The organism is Pseudoalteromonas sp. Of7M-16, from assembly GCF_022347805.1.
Classification (GTDB): domain Bacteria; phylum Pseudomonadota; class Gammaproteobacteria; order Enterobacterales; family Alteromonadaceae; genus Pseudoalteromonas; species Pseudoalteromonas luteoviolacea_F.
Genome location: NZ_JAKRFY010000008.1, coordinates 108,494 through 131,663, shown reverse-complemented (window position 1 = coordinate 131,663; position 23,170 = coordinate 108,494). Strand labels below are relative to the sequence as shown.

25 protein-coding genes are annotated in these 23,170 nt (G+C 42.4%); 17 read left to right on the top strand and 8 right to left on the bottom strand.

Annotated elements, in window-relative coordinates:
* Window positions 1-89: 89 nt before the first annotated feature.
* Both MHN81_RS10335 and MHN81_RS10330 read right to left on the bottom strand, forming a co-directional pair.
* Window positions 90-575: a TlpA disulfide reductase family protein gene (locus tag MHN81_RS10335; protein ID WP_023396991.1), complete on the bottom strand. Its 486-nt coding sequence runs from the start codon at window positions 573-575 to the stop codon at window positions 90-92.
* A gap of 141 nt (window positions 576-716) precedes the next feature.
* The gene (locus MHN81_RS10330) at window positions 717-2,441 is read right to left on the bottom strand and encodes a lysophospholipid acyltransferase family protein (protein WP_023396990.1); all 1,725 of its coding nucleotides are present in this window, start codon (window positions 2,439-2,441) and stop codon (window positions 717-719) included.
* Between the two features lie 161 nt (window positions 2,442-2,602).
* Here MHN81_RS10330 and MHN81_RS10325 point away from each other — a divergent pair, with 161 nt between their 5' ends.
* Both MHN81_RS10325 and MHN81_RS28085 read left to right on the top strand, forming a co-directional pair.
* Window positions 2,603-3,523, top strand: a complete 921-nt coding sequence (locus tag MHN81_RS10325; RefSeq protein WP_239425679.1) for a glyoxylate/hydroxypyruvate reductase A — start codon at window positions 2,603-2,605, stop codon at window positions 3,521-3,523.
* 223 nt (window positions 3,524-3,746) lie between these two features.
* Window positions 3,747-3,881 (top strand): hypothetical protein, encoded by a 135-nt coding sequence (locus tag MHN81_RS28085; protein WP_023396988.1) that lies wholly within the window; start codon window positions 3,747-3,749, stop codon window positions 3,879-3,881.
* A gap of 46 nt (window positions 3,882-3,927) precedes the next feature.
* On the opposite strand, the gene smrA is transcribed toward MHN81_RS28085, so the two are convergent.
* From smrA to MHN81_RS10310, 3 genes are all read right to left on the bottom strand, one after another.
* On the bottom strand, window positions 3,928-4,509 hold the full coding sequence (smrA, locus tag MHN81_RS10320; protein ID WP_023396987.1) for a DNA endonuclease SmrA: 582 nt from the start codon (window positions 4,507-4,509) through the stop codon (window positions 3,928-3,930).
* A 215-nt stretch (window positions 4,510-4,724) separates the two neighbouring features.
* Window positions 4,725-4,964, bottom strand: a complete 240-nt coding sequence (locus tag MHN81_RS10315; RefSeq protein WP_023396986.1) for a hypothetical protein — start codon at window positions 4,962-4,964, stop codon at window positions 4,725-4,727.
* Between the two features lie 102 nt (window positions 4,965-5,066).
* Complete coding sequence (locus MHN81_RS10310; RefSeq protein WP_023396985.1) at window positions 5,067-5,528, bottom strand: hypothetical protein; 462 nt, start codon at window positions 5,526-5,528, stop codon at window positions 5,067-5,069.
* Between the two features lie 92 nt (window positions 5,529-5,620).
* Between MHN81_RS10310 and MHN81_RS10305 the strand changes: the two genes are divergently transcribed.
* Complete coding sequence (locus MHN81_RS10305) at window positions 5,621-6,004, top strand: response regulator (protein ID WP_023396984.1); 384 nt, start codon at window positions 5,621-5,623, stop codon at window positions 6,002-6,004.
* 75 nt (window positions 6,005-6,079) lie between these two features.
* Here the strand turns inward: MHN81_RS10305 and rpsT are convergent, their stop codons facing one another.
* A complete protein-coding gene (gene rpsT, locus MHN81_RS10300; RefSeq protein WP_010382487.1) occupies window positions 6,080-6,340 on the bottom strand; it encodes a 30S ribosomal protein S20 in 261 nt (86 codons plus the stop codon).
* Window positions 6,341-6,750: 410 nt separating this feature from the next.
* Between rpsT and murJ the strand changes: the two genes are divergently transcribed.
* From murJ to MHN81_RS10235, 13 genes are all read left to right on the top strand, one after another.
* Window positions 6,751-8,328, top strand: a complete 1,578-nt coding sequence (gene murJ, locus MHN81_RS10295) for a murein biosynthesis integral membrane protein MurJ (RefSeq protein WP_023398592.1) — start codon at window positions 6,751-6,753, stop codon at window positions 8,326-8,328.
* A gap of 92 nt (window positions 8,329-8,420) precedes the next feature.
* Window positions 8,421-9,347 carry a bifunctional riboflavin kinase/FAD synthetase gene (gene ribF / locus MHN81_RS10290; RefSeq protein WP_023398593.1) on the top strand — a complete coding sequence of 309 codons (927 nt, stop codon included), beginning with the start codon at window positions 8,421-8,423 and terminating at the stop codon, window positions 9,345-9,347.
* 24 nt (window positions 9,348-9,371) lie between these two features.
* Window positions 9,372-12,200: an isoleucine--tRNA ligase gene (gene ileS, locus MHN81_RS10285; protein WP_063383396.1), complete on the top strand. Its 2,829-nt coding sequence runs from the start codon at window positions 9,372-9,374 to the stop codon at window positions 12,198-12,200.
* A gap of 9 nt (window positions 12,201-12,209) precedes the next feature.
* A complete protein-coding gene (lspA, locus tag MHN81_RS10280) occupies window positions 12,210-12,716 on the top strand; it encodes a signal peptidase II (RefSeq protein ID WP_023398595.1) in 507 nt (168 codons plus the stop codon).
* A complete protein-coding gene (gene fkpB / locus MHN81_RS10275; RefSeq protein ID WP_023398596.1) occupies window positions 12,713-13,153 on the top strand; it encodes an FKBP-type peptidyl-prolyl cis-trans isomerase in 441 nt (146 codons plus the stop codon). The genes lspA and fkpB overlap by 4 nt, the downstream gene beginning before the upstream one ends.
* Window positions 13,153-14,082 carry a 4-hydroxy-3-methylbut-2-enyl diphosphate reductase gene (gene ispH, locus MHN81_RS10270; RefSeq protein ID WP_239425678.1) on the top strand — a complete coding sequence of 310 codons (930 nt, stop codon included), beginning with the start codon at window positions 13,153-13,155 and terminating at the stop codon, window positions 14,080-14,082. Before fkpB ends, ispH begins: the two co-directional genes overlap by 1 nt.
* A 3-nt stretch (window positions 14,083-14,085) precedes the next feature.
* Window positions 14,086-15,132 carry a histidine kinase gene (locus tag MHN81_RS10265; RefSeq protein WP_239425677.1) on the top strand — a complete coding sequence of 349 codons (1,047 nt, stop codon included), beginning with the start codon at window positions 14,086-14,088 and terminating at the stop codon, window positions 15,130-15,132.
* Window positions 15,107-15,781 (top strand): LytTR family DNA-binding domain-containing protein, encoded by a 675-nt coding sequence (locus MHN81_RS10260; protein ID WP_239425676.1) that lies wholly within the window; start codon window positions 15,107-15,109, stop codon window positions 15,779-15,781. Before MHN81_RS10265 ends, MHN81_RS10260 begins: the two co-directional genes overlap by 26 nt.
* A 98-nt stretch (window positions 15,782-15,879) precedes the next feature.
* Window positions 15,880-16,431, top strand: a complete 552-nt coding sequence (pilV, locus tag MHN81_RS10255; RefSeq protein WP_023398600.1) for a type IV pilus modification protein PilV — start codon at window positions 15,880-15,882, stop codon at window positions 16,429-16,431.
* Between the two features lie 2 nt (window positions 16,432-16,433).
* Window positions 16,434-17,411, top strand: coding sequence for a PilW family protein (locus tag MHN81_RS10250; RefSeq protein WP_023398601.1), 978 nt, complete (start codon window positions 16,434-16,436; stop codon window positions 17,409-17,411).
* A complete protein-coding gene (locus tag MHN81_RS10245; protein WP_239425675.1) occupies window positions 17,405-17,896 on the top strand; it encodes a pilus assembly protein PilX in 492 nt (163 codons plus the stop codon). Before MHN81_RS10250 ends, MHN81_RS10245 begins: the two co-directional genes overlap by 7 nt.
* Window positions 17,893-21,036, top strand: coding sequence for a PilC/PilY family type IV pilus protein (locus MHN81_RS10240; RefSeq protein WP_343224729.1), 3,144 nt, complete (start codon window positions 17,893-17,895; stop codon window positions 21,034-21,036). The genes MHN81_RS10245 and MHN81_RS10240 overlap by 4 nt, the downstream gene beginning before the upstream one ends.
* On the top strand, window positions 21,023-21,442 hold the full coding sequence (locus tag MHN81_RS10235) for a type IV pilin protein (RefSeq protein ID WP_155250740.1): 420 nt from the start codon (window positions 21,023-21,025) through the stop codon (window positions 21,440-21,442). Before MHN81_RS10240 ends, MHN81_RS10235 begins: the two co-directional genes overlap by 14 nt.
* Here the strand turns inward: MHN81_RS10235 and MHN81_RS10230 are convergent.
* Window positions 21,439-21,966 (bottom strand): GspH/FimT family pseudopilin, encoded by a 528-nt coding sequence (locus tag MHN81_RS10230; protein ID WP_023398605.1) that lies wholly within the window; start codon window positions 21,964-21,966, stop codon window positions 21,439-21,441. The two genes, MHN81_RS10235 and MHN81_RS10230, sit on opposite strands and share 4 nt — an antisense overlap.
* A gap of 190 nt (window positions 21,967-22,156) precedes the next feature.
* Window positions 22,157-22,696 (bottom strand): GspH/FimT family pseudopilin, encoded by a 540-nt coding sequence (locus tag MHN81_RS10225; RefSeq protein WP_023398606.1) that lies wholly within the window; start codon window positions 22,694-22,696, stop codon window positions 22,157-22,159.
* A gap of 132 nt (window positions 22,697-22,828) precedes the next feature.
* Here MHN81_RS10225 and MHN81_RS10220 point away from each other — a divergent pair, with 132 nt between their 5' ends.
* The gene (locus tag MHN81_RS10220) at window positions 22,829-23,167 is read left to right on the top strand and encodes a P-II family nitrogen regulator (protein ID WP_023398607.1); all 339 of its coding nucleotides are present in this window, start codon (window positions 22,829-22,831) and stop codon (window positions 23,165-23,167) included.
* Window positions 23,168-23,170: the final 3 nt, after the last annotated feature.

The window sequence follows — 23,170 nt, the reverse complement described above, 5'->3', positions numbered from 1 at the left end:
GAGAATTAATTTGAGGGACAGTCTACGGACAAAATGCGTTGATTTATTGCGGGTTTGGGTAAGAAAGTGTACTAAGTAGATACACTTTCTTACAAGCGTAAGCGTATTCCAAGCTCGCTAGAATAGCCAATTGAGCGTTCAATTATTTTCAGTTTTGGATCCATAACATAATAAGTCGGATAGGCTTTAACTTTGTAATCTTGTGCTGTTTTTTGATTGCCTAACAAGATTGGCATAGACAGGTTTAAGTCTTGGCTAAACTTGGTGATTTCTTCCGTACTTTGGAAGTCTAGAGCAATGGCAACAGCATTGACCTTACCTTGGCGGTGCAATTTATCTATATTGGGCATGCTATAGCGGCATATGTTGCACCACGGGGCGAAAAAGTAAATTACCGAACGCTCGCCTTGCAGCGCGCTGATATTGTATCGCTCAGAGGGGTTTGCCAATGTTGGCAAAGAAAAGTATGGCGCAGACTGTTTACCGTCGTCTTCTAGCATACCTAATTCCTGATATGCCAAGGCTGCGGCGAGTACGACTACAAAAATAATAATATTAAAGAGGGACTTAATCATTATTGGCGCTTAATCTACGTTGTTAAATATGGAGACCGAGCGCCAGTATAAAAAATTGCAACAAGGTTGCAAGGGATTTATCTTTAATTCTTACAACTTCATTGCTTTACCGCAAAGACAGAGTGTCCATCGCGACTTTACCTAAGATTGATAAATGTTTTCACCAAGATAACGTTTGGCTTTATTTGCCTTTAATTTAGTGAGATCAACCAGTACAAGGCCATCAATACAATTATTGAAATCCGGATCGGTACTGAAACTTAAGAAATTAACGCCACTTTGTTCGCACAATTCAGTATATTGTTTAAACAGTGTTGGCACTTGTGCGCCCATATTCGCCAAAATATGCTTTAGCTCTGCAAAGTCTTCTTTTATATCATCACCACAAAACAGGCTTTTGCATGTATCGAGTTGTGACTGGGACAGTTTAAACTCGTTGTTGGGTTGGGCTAAATTATCGAGATCTGAAAAGTAATGTTGATAATGATATACCAGCATAGCTTTTGCTTTATCAGGCAAAGTGTTGGATAAACTGACAGGGCCAAACAAGTACCTGTGTTCAGGGTATCGCTTAATAAAAGCACCGATGCCATACCAGAGGTAATCTAAGCTCTTACGGCCCCAGTATTTAGGTTGCACGAAGCTTCGACCTAGTTCCAAGCCTTGTGCAAAGTAAGGACTCATAGCGTCGTTATACGAGAATAAACTACTGGTATATAAACCACTTGCGCCATGTTGTTTAATGACTTGTTGTGCACTGGCCAAACGGTACGCACCAACTAACTCTAGCTGTTTGGCATCCCAAAGTACAAGTTGCTGATAATACATATCATATTTATCAGTATCTCGCCTTTTTCCGCTGCCTTCACCAACGGCTCTAAAAGCAATTTCTCTCAATCTGCCAAGTTCTCTAAATATCGGAGAGCTCCCTGCGTATTGATAGAGGTAAATTTGCATCCCATCTGATGTTTCACCAAGGCGTTCACACTGTTCAATGGCTTTTTTTAGCTCTTTTTTACATTCAGGTACAGCGATGGGGGTTTGGGTTTTTAACGGCAATGTTTTTTTGCTGTTTAGCCTGTAAAGCTGTTTGCGTATCAGTGCAACGATCTCTTTGTCTTTTAAATTATCTAGGCGATACGACTCAGGCGGAATACTGGCACCGATTTCAAACTCCAGTGACTTTTGCCGTTGTTTAAACATTTCTTTAACCAGCAATAGGCTCGCTAATGGCTTGTAAATCATAGAAGTGCCATAAAAGAGGGGGCTATTTTTAGCCTTGATGTAGATTGGCAAAATTGGACAGTTGGCTTTTTTCGCCATACGTAAAAAGCCAGTATTCCATTTGCAATCTTTTATTCCAGTGGGGCTAAGGCGAGACACTTCGCCGGCTGGAAAGATTAACAGCGCGCCTTCTGCTTTTAAATGCTTTTGAATATTCGCGAGTTCTTGTTTGCGACTGGCATTAGATAAATTGTCAACGGGCAATAACAAAGAGTGCATAGGAGTAATTGACATCAGCATGCGGTTGGCGACAACCTTTAGGTCAGGTCTTGCTTTCGCCAGTACTTTTATCAAAGCCAGCGCGTCCAATGAACCAATTGGGTGGTTTGCGACGATAACGACGCTTCCTTCACTTGGTATATGTTCGATTTGCTTGGGTTTGAAGCGCGCGTCAAAGTCTAGCTCTTCCAGAACTTGCTCAACAAATTCTAATCCTTCTAAATGTGGGTAAGTGTCGGCAAATGCAACAAATTCTTGTTCATGCAATAAGTAACCTAGGCCTTTTTTTACCAACCCTTTTACTTTAGGTGAGTTCTCCAACTGAGGCAGGTTTGCTTCGATCACTTTATCGACGCTGATCATAAATATTTCTCTACGGCTGTGTTTATAGCAGATTAAAAAGCAAGTGTGACAGCCATGTTGCAAGGGTATGTCAGTTTTGTGGTGATCTTGCTCTATCAACACTTTACTAGTCGCAGGTATACTGTGGGTGTCTTGTAACAAGCGTATTGAAGGGAGAAGAGATGTCCGTATTAGTCTGTATTACGGGTAGGAACAATGACAAACTGATGGCAAAACTCAAAGGGGCTTTACCAGATGTTGATATCTACCTGTGGCCGCATTGTGATAATTTGGCCGATATCGAATTTGTACTTGTTTGGAAAGCGCCTGAAGAGCTATGGCAACAGTTGCCTAATTTAAAAGTGGTACAGTCATTTGGAGCTGGGGTCGATGGTATCCCAGTAGATAAACTTCCTCCTGACGTTGAAGTAGCGAGGATAGTTGATAAGCAACTGAGTCACGATATGGCTGAGTATGTACTTTCTCATATTCTTGCCTACAAACTTAGATCTCAAGAGTACTGTGCAAACCAATCAACATCCTATTGGAAGCCTCGGCGAGCGAGACAAGGTGCAACAGCAGGTATATTAGGCATGGGCGAACTGGGGGCCGTTGTGGCGAAACGTTTGTCTGCAAATGGGTTAAGTGTCAGGGGATGGTCTCGCACAGCAAAACAGTTAGATAATATTAGGTGTTTTCATGGAGAAGAGCAGCTGAGCGAGTTTCTATCTCAACTGGATTACCTAGTGTGTTTATTGCCTTTGACTGATGCAACGGCAGGTATATTGAATCGTGCGCTGTTTAATCAGGTGTCAAGTGACTGTCTGTTGATTAACGTTGCTCGTGGGCAGCACTTAAATGAGCATGATCTTCTCGAAGCATTGGATTGCGGTGAACTTGGCCATGCTGTACTGGACGTGTTTGTAACTGAACCTTTGCCCAAAGATCATGCTTTTTGGTCAAACCCAAAAGTGACGGTGACGCCGCATGTTGCAGCAGTTACCAACTTGGGTACGGTTGTTGCACAAATTACCAGTAATATAAAAGCTTGTTTGGAAAAAAAGCCAATAAAAAATACGGTGGATATAACTGTTGGGTACTAACTGATATGTATGGTGTGGACCTTTTAAGTGCTGACTGAATTTATCTCAAGTGACGGTAACTAATGAATAATTTTATAGGGATAAAAAATAACTACATGATTTGTAAGTAAATGTAATTAAGAGTTATTCTAATTTACATAATTACTGTATATAAAAACATATTGAGACATCTATTTATATTCAGTATGTTAGAAAAAAAACAATAATAAAGCAGGAAAAAACAATGAAAAACGGTCAAGGTGGTGTGAAACTTTCTTTTGTCGTTATTTCAGTACTCGCGTTAGGTGTGTCGGCTTGGTTTAATCAGGCACAGGCGGCTGAAGCGCAAACCTGTACGTATTCTCTTCAGCAAAGATAAGAAACGTTAAATTCAGATGGGGCTTTGGCTGCCCCATTTTTAATGTTTATCTTTTGGCGTGTATTTCTCTGTTTTCTAATTTCTTTTCTTCGCTTTTCTTTAGCAGTGTGTAAGTTGAACCACTGCCGCCGTGGCATGTTAGAGCGGAATGAAATGCCAGCACGTTGGGCATCTCTTGCAACCACTTATTACAATAGCTTTTTAGAATAGCTGGAAATGGTTTGCTTTTAAGCCCAATACCGTGGCGGATCAATAAAACTCGGATATTTCTTTTCTGACAATCTACCACGAATTCAAACAGCGCTTGTCGAGCTTCAACAAAAGACTTGCCATGTAGGTCAAGTGTTGCATCTATTTGATATTTACCTAGTCTTAAGTTTTTATATACACCTTCCTGAACACCGTCTTTTTTATAACCAAGCTGATCGTGAGGGTCTAGCAGGTCAACATATTCAGTAGAGAGAAAGTTAGGGTCAAAGTCTAATTCTTTTTGAGCAGCTTCCCGCCTAGCGAGCTGTGCCTCTGTTGGTTGGCTTTTTTGTTTCTCTAGTTGTGCGCGATTATCTTGTGCCAGCGGTACAACATCGCCCATGGAAGCTAAAAATAACTCTTCATCTGTCATGGCCATGACAATCCTCCAATAAGGGACATTTTTCCCGATTTTAGCTCATCAATGATTGCTTGGATAGCCTTGAGTCAATGAATATTTGATTGCCTGTGAGGTGTGCGAAAATAGTAAAAAAGCGCTTTACAGACAGCATAGGTGAATAGTTATTAACTTTTATTCAATAGATATTATTAATGAAAGTTCTCTGAAGCGCGGGGCGCTTCAGAAGCTGGCGATCAATTTGTTTCGTAGTGCTCAAGTGTAAATACTTTGAACAAATAAAATGAGTTGATCAATATCAAGCCAAGATTAGAAATCACTGAAGTATCCATAAGATCTAGACTAAATAACACGAATAATAAGCTGCAGGCCACAACAGCCGCGGTGCGAAGCAGTGTTTTATGATTAATAAAAAGAGCTCCAAATCCCAGTACTAGTAATAAACTATTTAGTAACCAGTCAAACTCGTTAGCCATGATCTTAAATTAACTCCATAAATGATTAAAAAGGGGCGCCATTATGCGCCGCTTTTTTAGTCATCTCAAACGAGTAATTTTACGTTATTCGGATTAGTTTTTCTAATTGATGGTGAGGTGCTTCAGAGCAGCAATGAATCCCTGTGTTTGGATAATTGCATATTTTTGGCAGGTATCGGGCTTTGACACATCTTGACACAAATAAAGTGTGTTGCGATCCAGCGCCGGAATAGGTTGTAAAACGGAGTCAAATAAAATGGGTTTTACGCCTGGTAACCCTGGCCAGTAAACGCTTTGAGTGACCATACTTAGTTTTTTGTAAGTGATGAGTTGAGGCTTGGGAAATAAAATAGCGGTGAGTGCGATCACGCCAATAATAATCAGCTTTGTAAGCCCTTTTTTAGGTGGCTCAGGTTGCTGCTGTTGAAGTCTATGCTGTTGTTCGAGCTGTTGTTGTCTTTTTATCTGTTGTGCTGAGAGGCGACGCTTTTTATTTTTGTCGGCTTGTTGCTTTTGAAAGTCACTTTTATTCAATAGTGATTGTTTTTTTGGATTATTTGCCATGCTTAGGTGTAGCCTTTTGGTTGCAGGACTCTATAATAGTTCTATGCTATAGATGATAGCGCATTTCTAATTACTAGCCCACGGGAAAGGATATGGAACAACAAATCTCTATTCTCATTGTTGATGATGTAGGAACTGTAAGAAGCTTTTTGCATCAGACATTGATGCATTTGGGAATTGACAATGTAAAAGAAGCGTCGACAGCGAAGCAGTGTATCGCTGCTTGTGAAGAGCGACATTTCGATATTGTCTTTTTGGATATTGAATTACCAGATGGAGATGGAAAAGAGCTGATAGCTGAGTTAGCTCAGATAAATCCAGATATAAACGTCGTTATGGTCTCTGCCCATTCAACGGTTGATAATGTCAAAGATGCCATTGAACGCGGGGCTAAAGGGTTTGTCGTGAAACCTTTCTCACCGAAAAAGATTGCTGCTATGTTGAAGAAGTTTTATCCAAAACTGGAGATTGCTTAGTCAGCGTAGTCAGACTCAAAAAACAGGCATAAAAAAACCGACTTACGTCGGTTTTTTTATATCCATTTCCACAGATTATAGCGCTTTGATTTTAGCAGCTAGGCGGCTCTTGTGACGAGCAGCTTTGTTTTTGTGGATTAGACCTTTAGTTGCGTAGCGGTCTAGGATTGGAGTTGCAACAGCAAATGCTTGCTGTGCAGCTTCTTTATCACCAGCTTCAATAGCAGCGATAACTTTTTTGAAGTATGTACGCATCATTGAACGACGGCTTGCGTTGTGCTGACGACGCTTTTCGCTAGTGATAGCGCGTTTTTTTGCAGACTTGATGTTAGCCAAGGTATGCTCCTAACAATCTTTTAAAAATAAGCTTAGTTTAAAGGCCGAGGACTATGCCTGTTTTATGATCCAATGTCAATAAAAAATAACCTGCCCGGCCTAAGTATTTCAGTGCGGCTCACACACATACGTTGACGTCTACAAACTAATTTAGACTTAATAGTGCGCAGCCCTTATACCGTCTGTTAACCATCTCCTAAACCTTTGGCCCTCGGCTATAGTAACAACAGACTACGAATCAAAAGCCAAGTGAGCTAATGATTAATGCGCGCATTGTAGCAAAACACAGAACTCAAGCCTAGCTTTAATGTCGCTTGTTATTTCTAATCAATGTAGCGGGATTTACGGTTATTGTTCGATGAGGTCTGTGGCATACTTGCCGCAGACTGTTTATTGGTAGGATTGATTTAGTGGCAAAAGGGTTATTTAAGTCTGGCATGATAGTGAGTGCCATGACAATGTTGTCTCGCATTTTAGGGCTGGTGCGCGATGCTGTGGTAGCTAATTTACTCGGCGCGGGGCTTGCGGCGGATGTATTTTTGTTTGCAAATCGGATCCCAAACTTTTTTAGAAGGTTATTTGCAGAAGGTGCTTTCGCGCAGGCATTTGTTCCAGTGCTGTCTGAAATCAAAGAAAAGCACGGAGACGATGAAGTCCGGATTTTTGTGGCGCAGGCCGCAGGTACCTTGGGCACGATTTTACTCGGAGTGACCTTGCTTGGTGTTATTGGCTCTCCAGTCATCGCCGCGTTGTTTGGCGCAACTTGGTTTATAGACTGGTGGCAAGGTGGAGAAAATGCCGCTAAGTTCGTATTGGCCAGTGCCCTACTTAAACTGACAATCCCCTATTTATTTTTTATTTCTTTGGTGGCGTTATGTGGCGCAGTACTCAATGTCTATAATCGATTTTCAGTGGCGGCGTTTACACCGGTACTGTTAAATCTCAGTATAATTAGCAGCGCCGTATTCCTTCATGAGCAATTTGAGCAAGGGGCCTATGCACTGGCGGTTGGGGTATTTATTGGTGGTGTTATCCAGTTGGCATTTCAAATTCCATTTATGGGAAAACTGGGTGTACTGTCTAAGCCTAAATTTGCATGGCGTGCGCCGCATATTGTCAAAGTACGCAAATTAATGTTACCAGCTATTTTTGGTGTTTCCGTTAGTCAGATCAATCTATTGCTTGATACCATTATAGCGGCAGCCCTGATGACGGGCTCAATAGCATGGCTTTACTACTCCGATCGTTTAATTGAGTTCCCTCTAGGTTTATTTGGCATCGCCATCGCGACGGTCATATTACCCACTTTATCCAAATTACATGCAACTGATAAAGCTGAAAACTTTCAACACACCATGGATTGGGGAGTACGCTTTGTTTTGTTACTCGGGATCCCTGCGATGGGGGGGCTGATGGTGATCAGTCCTTTGATCATCTCTGTTCTATTTGGTCATGGAGAATTTAAAAATAGTGATGTTGATAACATTGCTGCGGTGAGTGCAGGTGTTTCTGCATATAGTGTGGGGTTAGTAAGCTTTATGCTGATCAAGGTGTTAGCCCCTGGGTTTTATGCCCGGCAAGACACCAAAACGCCCGTGAAAATAGGTATCAAAGCGATGGCTTTAAACATGGTGTTTAATTTAGCCTTAGCCCCTTTTATTGGGTATCTCGGTCTCGCTTTGGCGACTTCTTTGTCAGCGACGTGCAATGCATTTTTACTTTATCATGCGCTAAAAAGGGAGGGCGTATACTCGGTGTCACGGTTCACACTATTGTTTGCCGCAAAGTCTGTTCTAGCGACCTTGGCAATGGTCGGTGCGGTATATTGGCTGTCACAGCAGCTGATTTGGCGAGATGAGGGTCTTTTCACACAGCTTTGGGTATTAGGCTTTTTATTGGTATGCGCAATGTTAATGTACTTCTTGGTGTTGTTCGTTTTTGGGGTCAGGCTCTCGACAATCAAGGAGATTCGGGCTGTAGAAGAATAAATCGGCGCGAATGAGGAGTTTCATAGCTCGCATTTCTAACTAACTTGGGTATAATCGGGCTTTTTGAAGACTCGAGCAAAGGCACGCGTTGTATGCAATTAATCAGGGGTATCCATAATATTCGACCACACCATTATGGATGTGTATTGACTATAGGGAACTTTGATGGTGTTCATTTGGGCCACACTGAAGTACTAAAGGGGCTTAAAGCTGACGCTAAAAAATACAACTTACCCAGCACTGTGATGTTGTTTGAGCCTCAACCTCAAGAATTTTTTGTCAAAAATAAAGCGCCAGCCCGTTTGACACGGCTGCGTGACAAGCTTGCACTGTTAGCAGAAAACGGCATTGAAAGGGTCATATGCGTAAGTTTCAATGACAAGTTTTCAAACTTAGAAGCGGAATACTTCGTTCGAGAAGTACTTGATCAACGGTTAGGTGTAAAAGCACTGACGGTTGGTGATGACTTTCGTTTTGGCAAAGCCAGAAAAGGCGACTTTGCAATGCTGTCTACGATAGGTCAAGAGCTAGGCGTGCATGTCAAGGATACTCAGAGTTTTAGACAACAAAATAGTCGAGTGAGCAGCACTCTTATTCGCACAGCACTGGCACAAGGCGATCTACATAAAGCACACGAAATGTTAGGTCATACTTACGCAATCTCTGGGCGAGTTATTCACGGTTGGAAAAAAGGGCGCGAGCTTGGTTTTCGAACCGCCAATGTGGCGTTAAAAAGGCAGGTCAGCCCAGTTCAAGGGGTATTTGCCGTCAATGTCTACATTAAAGATAAGATTTATAACGGTGTTGCTAACGTAGGCACGAAACCAACTTTAAATGGTAAACGTGCTTTACTTGAAGTACATCTGTTTGATTTTGACCGGGACATTTACGGTCAATTTATCAAAGTGGAGCTTATTCATAAGCTCCGCAATGAGCAAAAATTTGAGTCACTGATGCATCTGACAAAGCAAATCTCGGCAGATGTCGATGCAGCAAGAGCAGTATTTTCTAAAATTTAGGTAGCCGAGCGGGTAGTAAGTTAAATGAGCGATTACAAACATACTTTAAATTTACCGGAAACTTCATTTCCGATGCGTGGCAATTTGGCACAGCGTGAACCCAAAATGCTAAAAAAATGGTCTGAACAAGACCTTTACGGTCAAATACGCATTGCGAAAAAAGGTAAAAAGCCATTTATACTTCACGATGGACCTCCTTATGCAAATGGTAATATTCATTTAGGCCATTCTGTAAATAAAATTTTAAAAGACATCATCATTAAGTCGAAGACGCTGTCAGATTTTGACGCGCCTTATGTGCCTGGTTGGGATTGTCATGGTCTACCAATTGAGCTGATGGTAGAGAAAAAAGTAGGGAAACCTGGCAAAAAAGTGTCAGTGGCTGAATTTAGAGAGAAGTGTCGTGAATACGCACGTAAACAAGTTGATGGTCAGAAGGCGGACTTTAAACGTTTAGGTGTGTTTGGTGATTGGGACAAGCCTTATCTAACCATGAATTTCGATTTCGAAGCCAATGCCATTCGCGTTTTGGGTCGTATTATTAAAAATGGCCACTTACACAAAGGTGCAAAGCCTGTTCATTGGTGTACTGACTGTGGCTCAGCGCTCGCAGAAGCAGAAGTTGAATATCAAGACAAACAGTCTCCAGCTATCGATGTGCGCTTTATGTTCTCTGATATCAGTGCTGTGGAAAAGGCATTTTCACTCAATGAAGGTCACGAAGGCAAAGGTGATATTAGCACTGTGATCTGGACAACGACGCCGTGGACTTTACCTGCAAACAGAGCAGTAGCGGTGCATGGTGGTTTAGAATATGCGCTAGTACAAATTGAAGACGAAGGTAAAGAGCAGCGTTTGGTATTAGGTTCAGAGCTAGTTAAAGACGCAGTTGACCGCTTTGGATTCAAGCAATATCACGTACTGGGTTACTGTAAAGGTGATGTGCTAGAAAATCTTGAAGTGGCACACCCATTCTATGACTTTAATGTACCAGTTATTTTAGGCGAACATGTAACGACAGACTCAGGTACTGGTATCGTGCACACAGCACCTGGCCACGGTCAAGAAGACTTTGTTGCAGGTCAGGCATACAACCTAGAGGTTGCCAACCCTGTCGGTGCAAACGGTGTATACCTGCCTGACACGCCTATATTTGCTGGCCAGCACGTGTTCAAAGCAAATGCAAGTGTAATCGAGTTATTGACTGAAAAAGGCATGTTAATGCACCACCATGCATTAACACATAGCTACCCGCATTGTTGGAGACACAAAACACCAATTATTTTCCGTGCGACACCTCAGTGGTTCGTCAGTATGGATCAAGCTGACTTACGTAAAAACTCAATGAAAGAAATTGAGCAGACTCAGTGGATCCCTGCTTGGGGTGAAAACCGTATTGCAAACATGGTAGAAGGTCGTCCTGATTGGTGTATTTCTCGCCAGCGTACTTGGGGTGTGCCAATTGCGCTATTTGTAGATAAAGATACAGGTGCGCTTCATCCAGATACTGAATCGCTCATAGAGAAAGTTGCTGACTTAGTTGACGAAGCGGGTATTCAAGCTTGGTATGACTTAGAGCCAAGTACCTTATTAAATGATGCAGATGCACAGCAATATGTAAAAGTGCAAGATACACTGGATGTTTGGTTTGACTCAGGTGTAACCCATGCTTGTGTTGTCGATGCGCGTGAAGACTTAACCGGTCCTGCAGACTTATACCTTGAAGGTTCGGATCAACACCGTGGCTGGTTTATGTCGTCGATGATGACTTCAGTTGCGATCAACGGTCATGCACCTTACAAGCAAGTGCTAACACATGGCTTCACGGTAGATGAAAACGGCCGCAAGATGTCAAAGTCTTTGGGGAATGTAATTTCACCACAAGATATCATGAACAAGTTAGGTGCAGACATTCTACGCTTGTGGGTGGCTTCTACAGACTATACTGCGGAAATGACTGTATCTGACGAGATTTTTAAGCGTTCAGCAGATCGCTACCGCCGTATTCGTAATACCAGCCGCTACTTATTGTCGAACTTAAGTGGTTTCAACCCAGAAACAGATTCGGTAGCCATTGAAGATATGGTGGAACTTGATCGCTGGATTGTCGCTCAGGCAGCAGAATTACAAAAAGAAATAGTAGAGGCATACGACAACTATCAAATGCTAGTTGTAACACAGAAATTAATGAATTTCTGTACAGGTGAGCTAGGCTCATTCTACCTAGACGTTATCAAAGATAGGCAGTACACCGCGAAGAGTGATAGTCATGCACGTCGCTCGTGTCAAACAGCTCTGTACCATATTGCAGAAGCAATGACGCGCTGGATGGCGCCAATTCTAAGCTTTACGGCACAAGAGCTTTGGGAAGCACTACCTGGACAGCGTGGCGACTTTGTCTTTACAGATGTTTGGTATGAAAGCATTGCAGATGCAACTTGTGGTCAGCTAGGTAATGATTTCTGGCAGGAACTGCTAACTGTACGTGATGAAGTGAACCGAGTATTAGAAAGTGCACGTAAAGAAGAAGTGATTGGTGCAACACTACAGGCTGAAGTGACACTGTATACTGGCGGTGAGCTGGCAGAGAAGCTTCAAGGTTTGGAAGATGAGCTGCGTTTTGTATTATTGACGTCAAAAGCACATGTTGAGGTTGTATCAACTCAACCTGAAGGCTCAGTCGCTTCTGAGGTAGACGGGTTATTTATCAAAGTGGCAGCGACAGATGCAGCCAAATGTGATCGCTGCTGGCATCACAGCGAAGATGTCGGTACAAATGAAGCACACCCTGAGCTGTGTGGCCGTTGTATTACCAATGTTGAAGGTGAAGGCGAACAACGCAAGTTTGCATAGGAGTTGCAAGTGACAAAATTGACCGAACGAAGTGGTCTAGTATGGTTATGGTTGAGTCTACTGCTTTTTGCAGTAGACTTCGGCACTAAAGCAGTCGTAGTGGCGAATATGAAGCTGTATGAATCTATTGAACTGCTGCCATTTTTTAATTTCACTTACATGCACAATTATGGTGCAGCTTTTAGCTTTTTAAGTGAAGCTGGCGGATGGCAGAGATGGTTTCTCAGCGGTATCGCAGTTGTGATCAGTGTGTTGTTGGTAGTGTGGTTGAAAAATCTGCGCGCAAATAACTGGATCTTATGTGGTGCATATTCACTGGTGCTGGCTGGTGCGATAGGCAATTTATATGATCGCGTGACATTAGGTTACGTTGTCGATTTTTTACATTTCTATTATCAAGACTGGCACTATCCCGCCTTTAACGTTGCTGATATGGCGATTGTCGGCGGTGCTGGTTTACTTCTTTTTGATGCATTTTTTGGTGATAAAACCAATACTCGGGAGACAGAGGCGTGAGTGAACAAGTCATAGGCCCAAAATCAGAAGTTCTATTCCACTATTCAATTAAGCTGGAAGACGGATCTGCTGCTGACTCAACAAAGGTAAATAATAAACCTGCGAAGTTATTTATGGGAGATGGAAGCCTCACTGAAAATTTTGAAAGCTGCTTATTGGGACTTAAAGAAGGTGACAATAAGAGCTTTAAGCTACAACCAGAGGACGCCTTTGGTATGCCGAACCCGGACAACATTTATTATTTAGACCGTACTAAATTTGGCAGTGAAACGCCTGCTGAAGTAGGCAGTATTATCGCGTTTACTCAGCCAGATGGCACTGAATTACCTGGCTTGATCCGCGAGGTCGCTGGTGACTCTGTAACTGTTGATTTCAACCACCCCTTGGCTGGACAAGTGGTGACATTTGAAGTAGACATTTTAGAGGTTCATAGCTAATGGAGATTTTGTTAGCCAATCCGCGTGGGTTTTGTGCCGGAGTAGACAGGGCAATTAGCATTGTTGAAAGGGCTTTAGATATTTTTGAAAAGCCGATTTATGTACGTCATGAAGTGGTTCATAACAAATATGTTGTCAATGGTTTGAAAGACCGTGGTGCTGTGTTTGTTGAGGAGCTTCACCAAGTACCTGACGACAGCATTGTTATTTTCAGTGCGCACGGCGTATCACAACAAGTTAGGCAAGAAGCTAAAAGGCGCGAATTAAAGGTTTTTGATGCGACATGTCCACTAGTAACCAAAGTTCATATGGAAGTTACTAGAGCGAGCAGGAAAGGCACAGAGTGTATTTTAATAGGTCACAATGGTCACCCTGAAGTTGAAGGTACGATGGGGCAGTACGATAACCCTCAAGGCGGAATTTACCTTGTTGAAACACCAGAAGATGTAGCATCTTTGGAAGTAAAAGATGCAAGCAATCTGTTTTATTGTAGCCAAACAACGTTATCAGTTGATGATACCGCAGATGTGATCGAAGCACTTCGCATCAAATTCCCTAAGATCCACGGTCCACGTAAAGATGATATCTGTTATGCCACGCAAAATCGTCAAGATGCAGTGCGTGACTTAGCAGATAAAGTTGATCTGTTGTTGGTCGTCGGCGCGAAAAATAGTTCCAACTCAAACCGTTTACGCGAACTTGCAGATAAAATGGGCACCGCTGCTCATCTTATAGATGATGAAAAAAGCATTTCGTCTGATTGGTTTGAAAATGTTGAACGTGTCGGCGTGACTGCGGGGGCTTCTGCACCAGAAGTGCTTGTTCAGCAGGTCATTTCACGCTTGAAGCAACTCGGTGGTGAAACTGTTGTGGAAAACCCTGGTCAAGAAGAAAATGTGGTGTTTGCAGTGCCTGTTGAGCTGAGATAACACATGACTCCATGGGTTCATTCGACATCGATTGACCGTGGTTTATTTAAGGCGATGCTCTCGGAGCGAGGCATTCTGGCAATGATTATTGCCTCGCAAGCAGTCGCCTTCATTTATACACTATCGAGTGGCAAAGACTTTTGGCTGAGTTTAGGGTTAGTCAGTTTGTTTACCCACGCGAACGCATTCATTACACTTGCTCTAATCGCTTTTGTCGTTAAATATTTCAAGCAACTATCTTTCAAAACTGAGTTAGGTATTGTACTTGTCTTTTTCCAATCAGTTTGTATCTTCACCAGCTTAATAGTTCAGTACACAACCTTCTCGCCTGTGGATCCAATTGATTGGCAATTTGTGTTTAACAACAATGCAATTTGCGGTTTTGTGGTTATATTGCTGTTACACTTTATGGCAATTTACATTGATAATTTAAACACCATCGCGCATGCCGCTAATGCTGAATTAGAAGCCCTTCAAGCGCGAATACGGCCTCATTTTTTACACAATGCATTAAATACCTTAGCTGAGCTTTGCCACGAAAATCCGAATGCGGCTGAAGAAGCAGCGCTTACCATGGCAAAATTAATGCAGGTTGCATTTGCCAGTGGTAAAAAACACAGTCTGAGCCAAGAGATCTCCCTTACCAAAGGATATTTGACCATTGAAAAGTATCGTTTTGAGCATCGCCTTAACGTTGAGTGGTCTGTCCAAAGTGTCGATTTAGATGTGCGTGTGCCAGCTCTAATTCTCCAGCCTTTGGTAGAAAATGCGGTTGTTCATGGTATTGAGCCTGCACGTTTAGGCGGCTCAATCAAAATTAAAGTGAGCTGCCGTAATGATAAATTGCTGTTTACAGTAGATAACCCATTTAATCCAGAATCAAAGTCACGTTCAGGGCAGGGAATTGCTTTAGAAAACATTCGCCGTCGCTTAGTTATTTATTACGGTGAGCAAGCGGCTTTGAAGACATCGCAAAAAAGTGGTAGATTCTTTATAAACGTGGTGTTGCCCCTAGGAGCTTTGAATGAAATATCTGGTAGTAGACGATGAACCAATTGCACGGCGACGAATACAGCGACTACTGGGTGAGTTTGAAGTTTTAAAATTTGTAGGCGAAGCCCAAGATGGCCAACAAGCAATAGAGTTGGTAGAGGAGCTTGAACCAGAACTCGTTTTTTTAGACATCTCAATGCCAGGCATGGATGGAATTGAGCTTGGAAAAATATTACGTGATAAAAATGCCAATTTAAAGCTCGTTTACGTCACCGCTTATCCAGAGCACGCGTTACAAGCTTATCAAATATATGCTTCTGGCTATTTGGTTAAACCCATAGACAATGCGCAAATATCTGAGCTATTAAATCACCTATTCCCTGATACATTAGCTAAATTGCAATATCAAGTTGGCCACGATATTCGATGGGTGAATGTGCCCGATATCCTTATTGCGCAAACAGATGACAGGTATACCCATATTTACTTTGAAGGCGGGGATGCACTTATCGATACTCCCCTAAAAAAACTGTTGTCTGACTACCCGCACCACTTTGTACAAGTGCATAGAAATACCATTGTAAAAAAGGCAAGCATCATAAAATTAGAGAGTTGTGAGGGTGCACACCGTGTTGTACTCCAAGGTGTTGAAGAGCCAGTCCAGGTCAGCCGTCGTGCATATGCGAGCCTCAAATCAGTGTTTTAACCACTGACCCACATTGATTGACCGTTTAGTCACATCGCTATTTGGTTATACGAAAAAAGCGATACTATGTAGGGTAGATTATACGTTGAGTTTTTTTCATGGGTAGATTGTTTCCAAAAAAAAGCCAAGCTGGATTCACCTTGTTAGAGGTGGTGGTAGCTTTTATGGTTTTGAGCTTTGGCCTGCTCGGGGCAGTTGCATTGCAAGCAAAGGCGAAACAAGCCAGCTTTGATTCAATGCAGCGTGCGGCTGCCGTGGCTTTAGCTGGCGACATTATTCAACGTATTCGCTCAAATGATACCACTGCGCTAACCGATTTGTATGGTGGTTCGTTTACCAGCCAAACTCAGTTGAATACAGATATAACTTGCTTTTCTACTTTTTGTAATAATTTGGCAATTGCCAATCTTGATAAAGAACAGTGGAAGCAAGCCATCAGAGCGAAAGAAAATACGGGCTCGCTAGATGATACAACAGTATGTATCACTCCTGTTAGAGATGGGGATGGTTTTGAAGTGACTGTCACGGTTTCTTGGGTAGGGCGACAGGCCATCAAGGCAAATAATACAACGTCAAATATTAACTGCGGTACGAAAGATGATTACAGAAGACTTGTTTCTTTAACCAGCTTCGTACTGGTAAGGAGCTAACAATGCGTCAGCGTGGCTTCACCCTGATTGAAATATTGATCTCCTTGTTTATTGGAGCGATTCTCCTCGGAGGTGTGGTAGCTACCTACGTGAGCATGCGCGTAACAACAAAAGATACAATGGCGATAGGGGAGCTGCAAGAAATAGGGCGATTATCATTGACTTTATTGCGCAGAGATCTGGAGCAAATTGGTTTTTGGGGGACGTTCTACGATAAGAATTTCAGTGCCAATAACTCAAGTGGTCCGGCGAACCCTGCTGGTGATTGTTTTGGTGGTCTCAATAACGGCAGCTTTCCAAACTTATCACCAACAAATTTTCGTCCTATTTTTGCAGAATATAGCACTAACGGAAACGCGTTGGACTGCATTACGGGCGCCAAAAAAAATACCGAAGTGTTACAGCTGAAGTTTTTAGAAGGTGACAGGATTACCAATGGTGTTGTAAGTGCTAATAAGTACTACTTTATTGCGCAACAAGAGCAAGGTGACTTTATATCGGGCCCCAGCTTTACAGGCTTGCCGAACGTTAATGCAACGCTGTGGCCCTATAGCCACCATGCGTATTTTATCCAAGAGCAGCAGATCACCATCGACAATGTACAGCTTACAATCCCAGTATTGAGCCGTAAACGACTGACCGTAAATGGAGATATGACTACCGAAACGGTTATTGAAGGTGTCGAGGACATACGCTTTCTTTTTGGTATTGATCTAGACGGTGATAGTCGTGTAGATGGTTATCGCAGTGTAAAGCAAATGACAGCAGCTGATTGGGAGAGATCCGAAGGCGTTTTAACAGTCCAAGTAATTGTCTTAGTTAGGTCTTTGGAACCCGATCCTGGTATTAAATTGAAAAATCAAACATACACTTTGGGAAGTGATAACGACAAAGTCGTACGCACCTTTTCAGATAGTTATCGGCGAACGGTGTTTTCGACGACAGTTCAGCTTTATAACATGGGGTCTTCAGCATGGTAAATCAGGCTAAGCAGCGCGGTATGGTGCTTATTGTATCAATGGTCTTAATCGTGGCTGTAACGAGTATTGCTGTGACTTTGATGAGCAGCAGCACCATTGATATCAAGATCACTAACGCGGCACAGGAGCGTGAGACTGCGGAAGCCTATTTGATGGGTGAAGTACAACGTCTCGTAAAGAATCAAAAGCAATTGTTTGGCGCCAGCAAGTTTCACTTAACCAATGGACAGATCGATGAAAATGACAATGGTGTACATAAGTTTGATAACCAAGATCTAAACAACCCAGTTGATTACGAGTTAAGAAATTTAAATAGAGGCCAGTTGGAAGTGCCGTGTCCTCGTATATATAGCTATACAGAGGGCGTTGTCTGTAATATGACCGAATTAACAAGTTCTGTTGAGTATGGTGATCAAGGTCGTCATACGGTCACAGTTGTGATTGGTATCGGTCAAGAAATCCAAGATATTAAGGCAAATCAATGATGTACTTTAAACGATTACTTTTTTTCTGCCTTGTTATTAGCAGTGCCGTAAATGCCGAAGACATTGAACTTTATGTTAAACACGATGTGAGTGGTTCTGAGAAGTCACGTGTCATTGTTATTTTTGATACCTCAGGCAGCATGGCGTGGGATGTGGTTGATGGAAAACGTTGTTATGAATATAGATATAGACGGTTTTATTCAACAGAGTGTTTTGATACCTCGAAAACATCTAAACGGTGTTACAAATACATCAATGGTCGATATCGTTCAGTCAATTGTGGTGACAGCCGATTAAAAGTGGCGCAATCAGCAATGACGACATTGGTCAACGACAATCCTGATTTTGACTTTGGTTTGATGCGTTTGTATTCCAGTTCAGGTGGATATGTATTAAATGGTATTGGCGCAGATCCAAGTGTTGTTGTCAGTAAAATTAACGCTTTGCGGGCCAGTGGTAACACCCCCTTGGCAGAAACCTTGTGGGAGTCTTACTTATATCTGACTGGCAAAGCGATAGACTATGGTTACAATGGCGGCAATGATAGGGACAAATCAATTGAGTCCAATGGGCGTTACAAATCGCCTTTTGCCCCAGTTGCAGGTGCACCAGAACGCTGTGATACCTCGACAAATATTATCTTAATGACCGACGGTGACCCAACTAGTGATACGGGGAAAAACCAAGCCATTTCTGATGAGCACTATAGGGTGTTTGGCTCTTATCCATCTCGAGTTTCAAATAGCTATTTGAACTCATTGGCAAAATTGATGCGCGGCACCTCTCAAACACAAGTTGATCTATACCCGACAACGGCAGATAAACAAGATTTTGCGCGTGTATATACCATTGGCTTTGGCACAGGTATGTCTAATGCAGGTAAAGCGCTTTTACAGCAAACAGGTGAAGTTGATGGCGGTGGGGATTATCTCCACGCAAATACTGCATCTCAGTTGTCTGAAGCTCTGAAGCTAACTATCTCAAAAATACGCGAGCAAAGTGACAGTTTCTCATCTCCTTCTGTATCAACGAGTAGTTCAGATTTAAGCCGTAGTGGTGACTCTGTGTATTTCACGATGTTTTACCCAGAAACACATACTCGTTGGGCTGGTAACTTGAAAAAGCTAAAGGTCACAGGCGGGGTTGTACATGGTGTAGGCACAACATCCAATGCGATTAATGATAAAGGCCAAATTGATAAGTCTGTTACGACGTATTGGTCAAACCCCAGAGGCAAAGATGGCAATGTCGTACTAGAGGGCGGCGTAAATTATCAATTAACTGAGCGACAAACTACACGCAAACTCTATTCAGATTTTGGTAAAGGCGCTTTATATAACTTTGATTACAACACTGCATTAAATGCGCACCAAGGCTCTCTTGTTAATCTGGCTGCGAAATTCGGCAGCTCCACTTCTCAAGTACAAAATACGATGTCATGGGCAAGAGGGTTGGATGTTGATGATCAAAATGGCAACCGCATCACCAATGAAAGACGCAATGATATATTTGGTGACCCCCTTCACTCTAGACCTGTAACAATTGATTACGGCAACAATGACTTAAGGGTCATTGTAGGCACTAATGCGGGTTTCTTGCACATGTTTAAAGACAAGGGAGACACCGTTGAGGAAAGCTGGGCGTTTATTCCAGACTCACTATTGAAAGTATTACAACCTCTGAGAAATCGTAAGCAAGATACTAAGTTATACGGTATGGATGGCCCTATTACTGTGTATTTTTGGGATAAAAACGATAGCGGTGTAGTAGATCCTGGTGAAAAAGTATGGCTGATTGCAGGCATGCGACGGGGCGGAAACGAATACTTTGGTTTTGATATTACAGTGCCTGATCGACCTCGATTAATGTGGGGTGGGCCTATCAAAGGTGGGGTTGGTGATTATGCCGAGTTAGCACAATCTTGGTCTAAGCCGATTGTATCTTTTATTACAGCGCAGCCAAATAAGCCTGTACTGATATTTGGCGCGGGCTACGATACAAATAAAGACAATGCACTGTTTTCTGAAGACAGCAAAGGTCGCGGTATTTATATTGTTGATTTAGAAAGTGGTAAGCCAATATGGTCGTTGACACCTAGCAATGGTTTTAAAGGCAAGCACAGTATTGCTGCCGATGTCAGTGTACTTGACTCTGATTATGATGGCTTTGTAGACAGGATTTATGCCGCGGATACAGGTGGTGGCATTTGGCGAATGGACTTACCGAGCGCATCTCCGAATGATAAAGACGCGCCGTGGACGCATTTTATGTTTGCCAATCTGAGCGGTGGAAAAGATGATGCAAAACGCCGTTTTTTCTATCGCCCTATGATCGCCAGAACCTATTTTAGCAAGGTCACTGTAGAGATTGTTGATGGCAAACCAACAAAAATAAGGCGAGATGTGCCTTATGAAGGGATATTGATCGGCAGTGGTAACCGGGCTAAGCCAACCTCTACACATGTTAAAAACTTCTTGTTTATGCTCAGAGATGAATATACTAAAACGCAATCTTTTACCTCTGAGAATACACCTGCTACAATCAAGGCGAGCCAATTATTCAATGTTACCAACGACCCGTTTAAGGCCAATTTGAACAGCTATGAGAATTTTACGACTCAAGAAGCGGAGTTGGGTAAAGCGAAAGGTTGGAAAATTAGACTTCAATCTGGCGAAAAGTCACTGTCAGCGGCGACAGCAATAGGCGGTTTGGCCTATTTTACATCTTTTTCTCCGACGACTGTGTCTCAGAATCAATGTGCGATAGGTGAAGGTACTGGATATTTGTATATTGTCCATTTGCACTATGGCATGCAGGTATTCCAATTACGCCGCTATCGCACCACAGCAACTCTGCCTGATACACCCAGAACACATTATGATGTATATGAAGATCCGATCACCAAGAAAAAGACGGTAAAAGCTAAGATTATTAGCCCCACAGTGATAAAAGAGGATGCCATTGATCCTATGTTTGGTAACAACCCAGCAGATGGCATAGATCCGCAACGGCTTGAGCCACCCAATGTGTACAAAAACGCTGATGGGTCTGCAAATGTGCCCAGTGTATCGCCTTTGACGATAACTTATGAAACAAGACAATTGTTTATTTATAAGAAAGAAGATAATGATGAAAAGTGATAGACGGCTTCACACAGGTTTTACTTTGATAGAGCTAGTAATTGTGGTTGCTATTGTTGGTATTTTAGCAACCTTAGCTTACCCAAATTACTCTAATTATTTAAAACGCGGTGCGCGCTCAGACGCCATGACCCTGTTGCTTGACGGTGCAAACAAGCAGGAGCAGTACTTTGTGGACAACCGAGAGTATGCGAGTAAGTTATCAGATATTGGCATACCAACAACTAGCGAAAACGGTTACTTTACAATTACAGTTGTACTGAGCAATGGCGGGTATACTTTGACTGCAACTGCGGCAAGTGGCCCTGTCAGTGGAGATACAGAGTGTACTACGCTGTCAATAAACAATTTGGGTATTAAGTCTGTTACAGGAACCGGAAGCGCAGATCACTGTTGGGAGCGTTAATACAAGCATCGGGAGGTATCCTTTAGTCTTGTACGCCCGGTTGTGCTCAGGGATAGAGATTTTCCAGACTTTGTACCGTCACTATGTGTGACGCAGTATGTAAATGTGCCATTACCTAGCCCCCATGTGGTGCCTGTGTGTTTAAACGTAATAGCATTTCTTTGGTATGTCAGCTCATCGTTGGCGGCTATTTTTGAAGTTACTCGCAATATGGTGTCTCGGCTATCCAACCATCCCAGCTTGCCTCTATCAATAAACAAAGTCAGCTCCTTGTCCCAGTAACCCCGAGAACAGCGATTTTCGATTAAGGGGCAAAGGGTGATACGTTCACCTGAATATATTGCTTTGAGTCGTGCAAAGCTAACCAGCCTATCTAAATGCATCAAAGCGTTTTTTGGTCTATTAACAATAAGAATTTCACTCATTGAAGGTATGGCGAGCATGATTACAATTGCACAGATCAGCAAAGTGATAATAAGCTCTAGCATTGAAAAGCCTTGTATAGTCCTTTTTCCTACCCACATCATTTACCCTCCGAAGTAACGAATAATAAGTGTTTTAGAAGTGGGTAGAGTTTAAGGGTGAACGCGTATACAACACGTTAGCTTAGGCCGCCAGGACACACTGAATTATTATTTTTGTATGTCTTTCTACGATAAAATGATGTGATATGAAAAGGTTAATCTTTCCCATCAATATTGACACCGCCAAGTTCTAAGTGCAAGTTTGGGCGGTGTCTCCGGTAAACAATGCTGTACCAGCTTGGGTAATACTCAGGCTTTGATTTTGCGTGGTTGTTCCGTTAGGACAATATATAAAATTGCCATTTTGTCCATTACCCAAGCGACCGCTGGAATCAAATTTTAGTGATGCTACTGGGTAATTCAGCGTATCGTTTTCGGTTACTTTTTCCATTACTCTGAGAATATCATCGGTATTTACCGTGAAAGTGCCATTATTGTCTCGATCAACAAAAATAACGATACGATTACTTTGCCAATCTGCTAAACAATTAAAGTCTCTGTTTTCCAGTAGCAGCTTTTCTAATACCGGGCAAACAATGACAATTTCGTCACTCGCAGTTGCTTTTGCTCTGGCAAACGTAACGCTGCGTTTGAGCTCTAGTAAAAAACTCTGTGCACGGTTTTCATGATAGGTGGTGTTAGTAAAGAAAAATGTAAGGGAGGCCAAAACGCCTAAAATGGCAACTGTCATTAACAATTCCAGTAAGCTCATGCCGTGTTGGTGTCGCATGGAAAGCTCCTAATCTAGGCTGGTGTTGATACTTTATTTTGCGCCTTTTCAATATATTATTCAACTGCTATGTTTGCCTTGCTTGCCCCTATTGTCTAAAATCGACGCATTACCAGAGGAAGCATGATAATCATGAAGAAGATTGAAGCAATTATTAAACCATTTAAGTTAGATGATGTGAGAGAAGCCCTGTCAGATATCGGCATAACCGGTATGACCGTGTGTGAAGTTAAAGGTTTTGGACGTCAAAAAGGCCATACAGAGTTATACCGTGGTGCAGAGTATATGGTTGATTTCCTACCGAAAGTGAAATTAGACATTGTATTGGCAGAAGAAGATGTTGAGCGTGCAATTGACGTTATTTTAAAAACGGCACAAACAGGTAAAATCGGCGATGGTAAGATATTTGTCACTGAAGTTGAGCGTGTTGTTAGGATCCGTACAGGTGAAGAAGACGAAGAAGCAATTTAATAT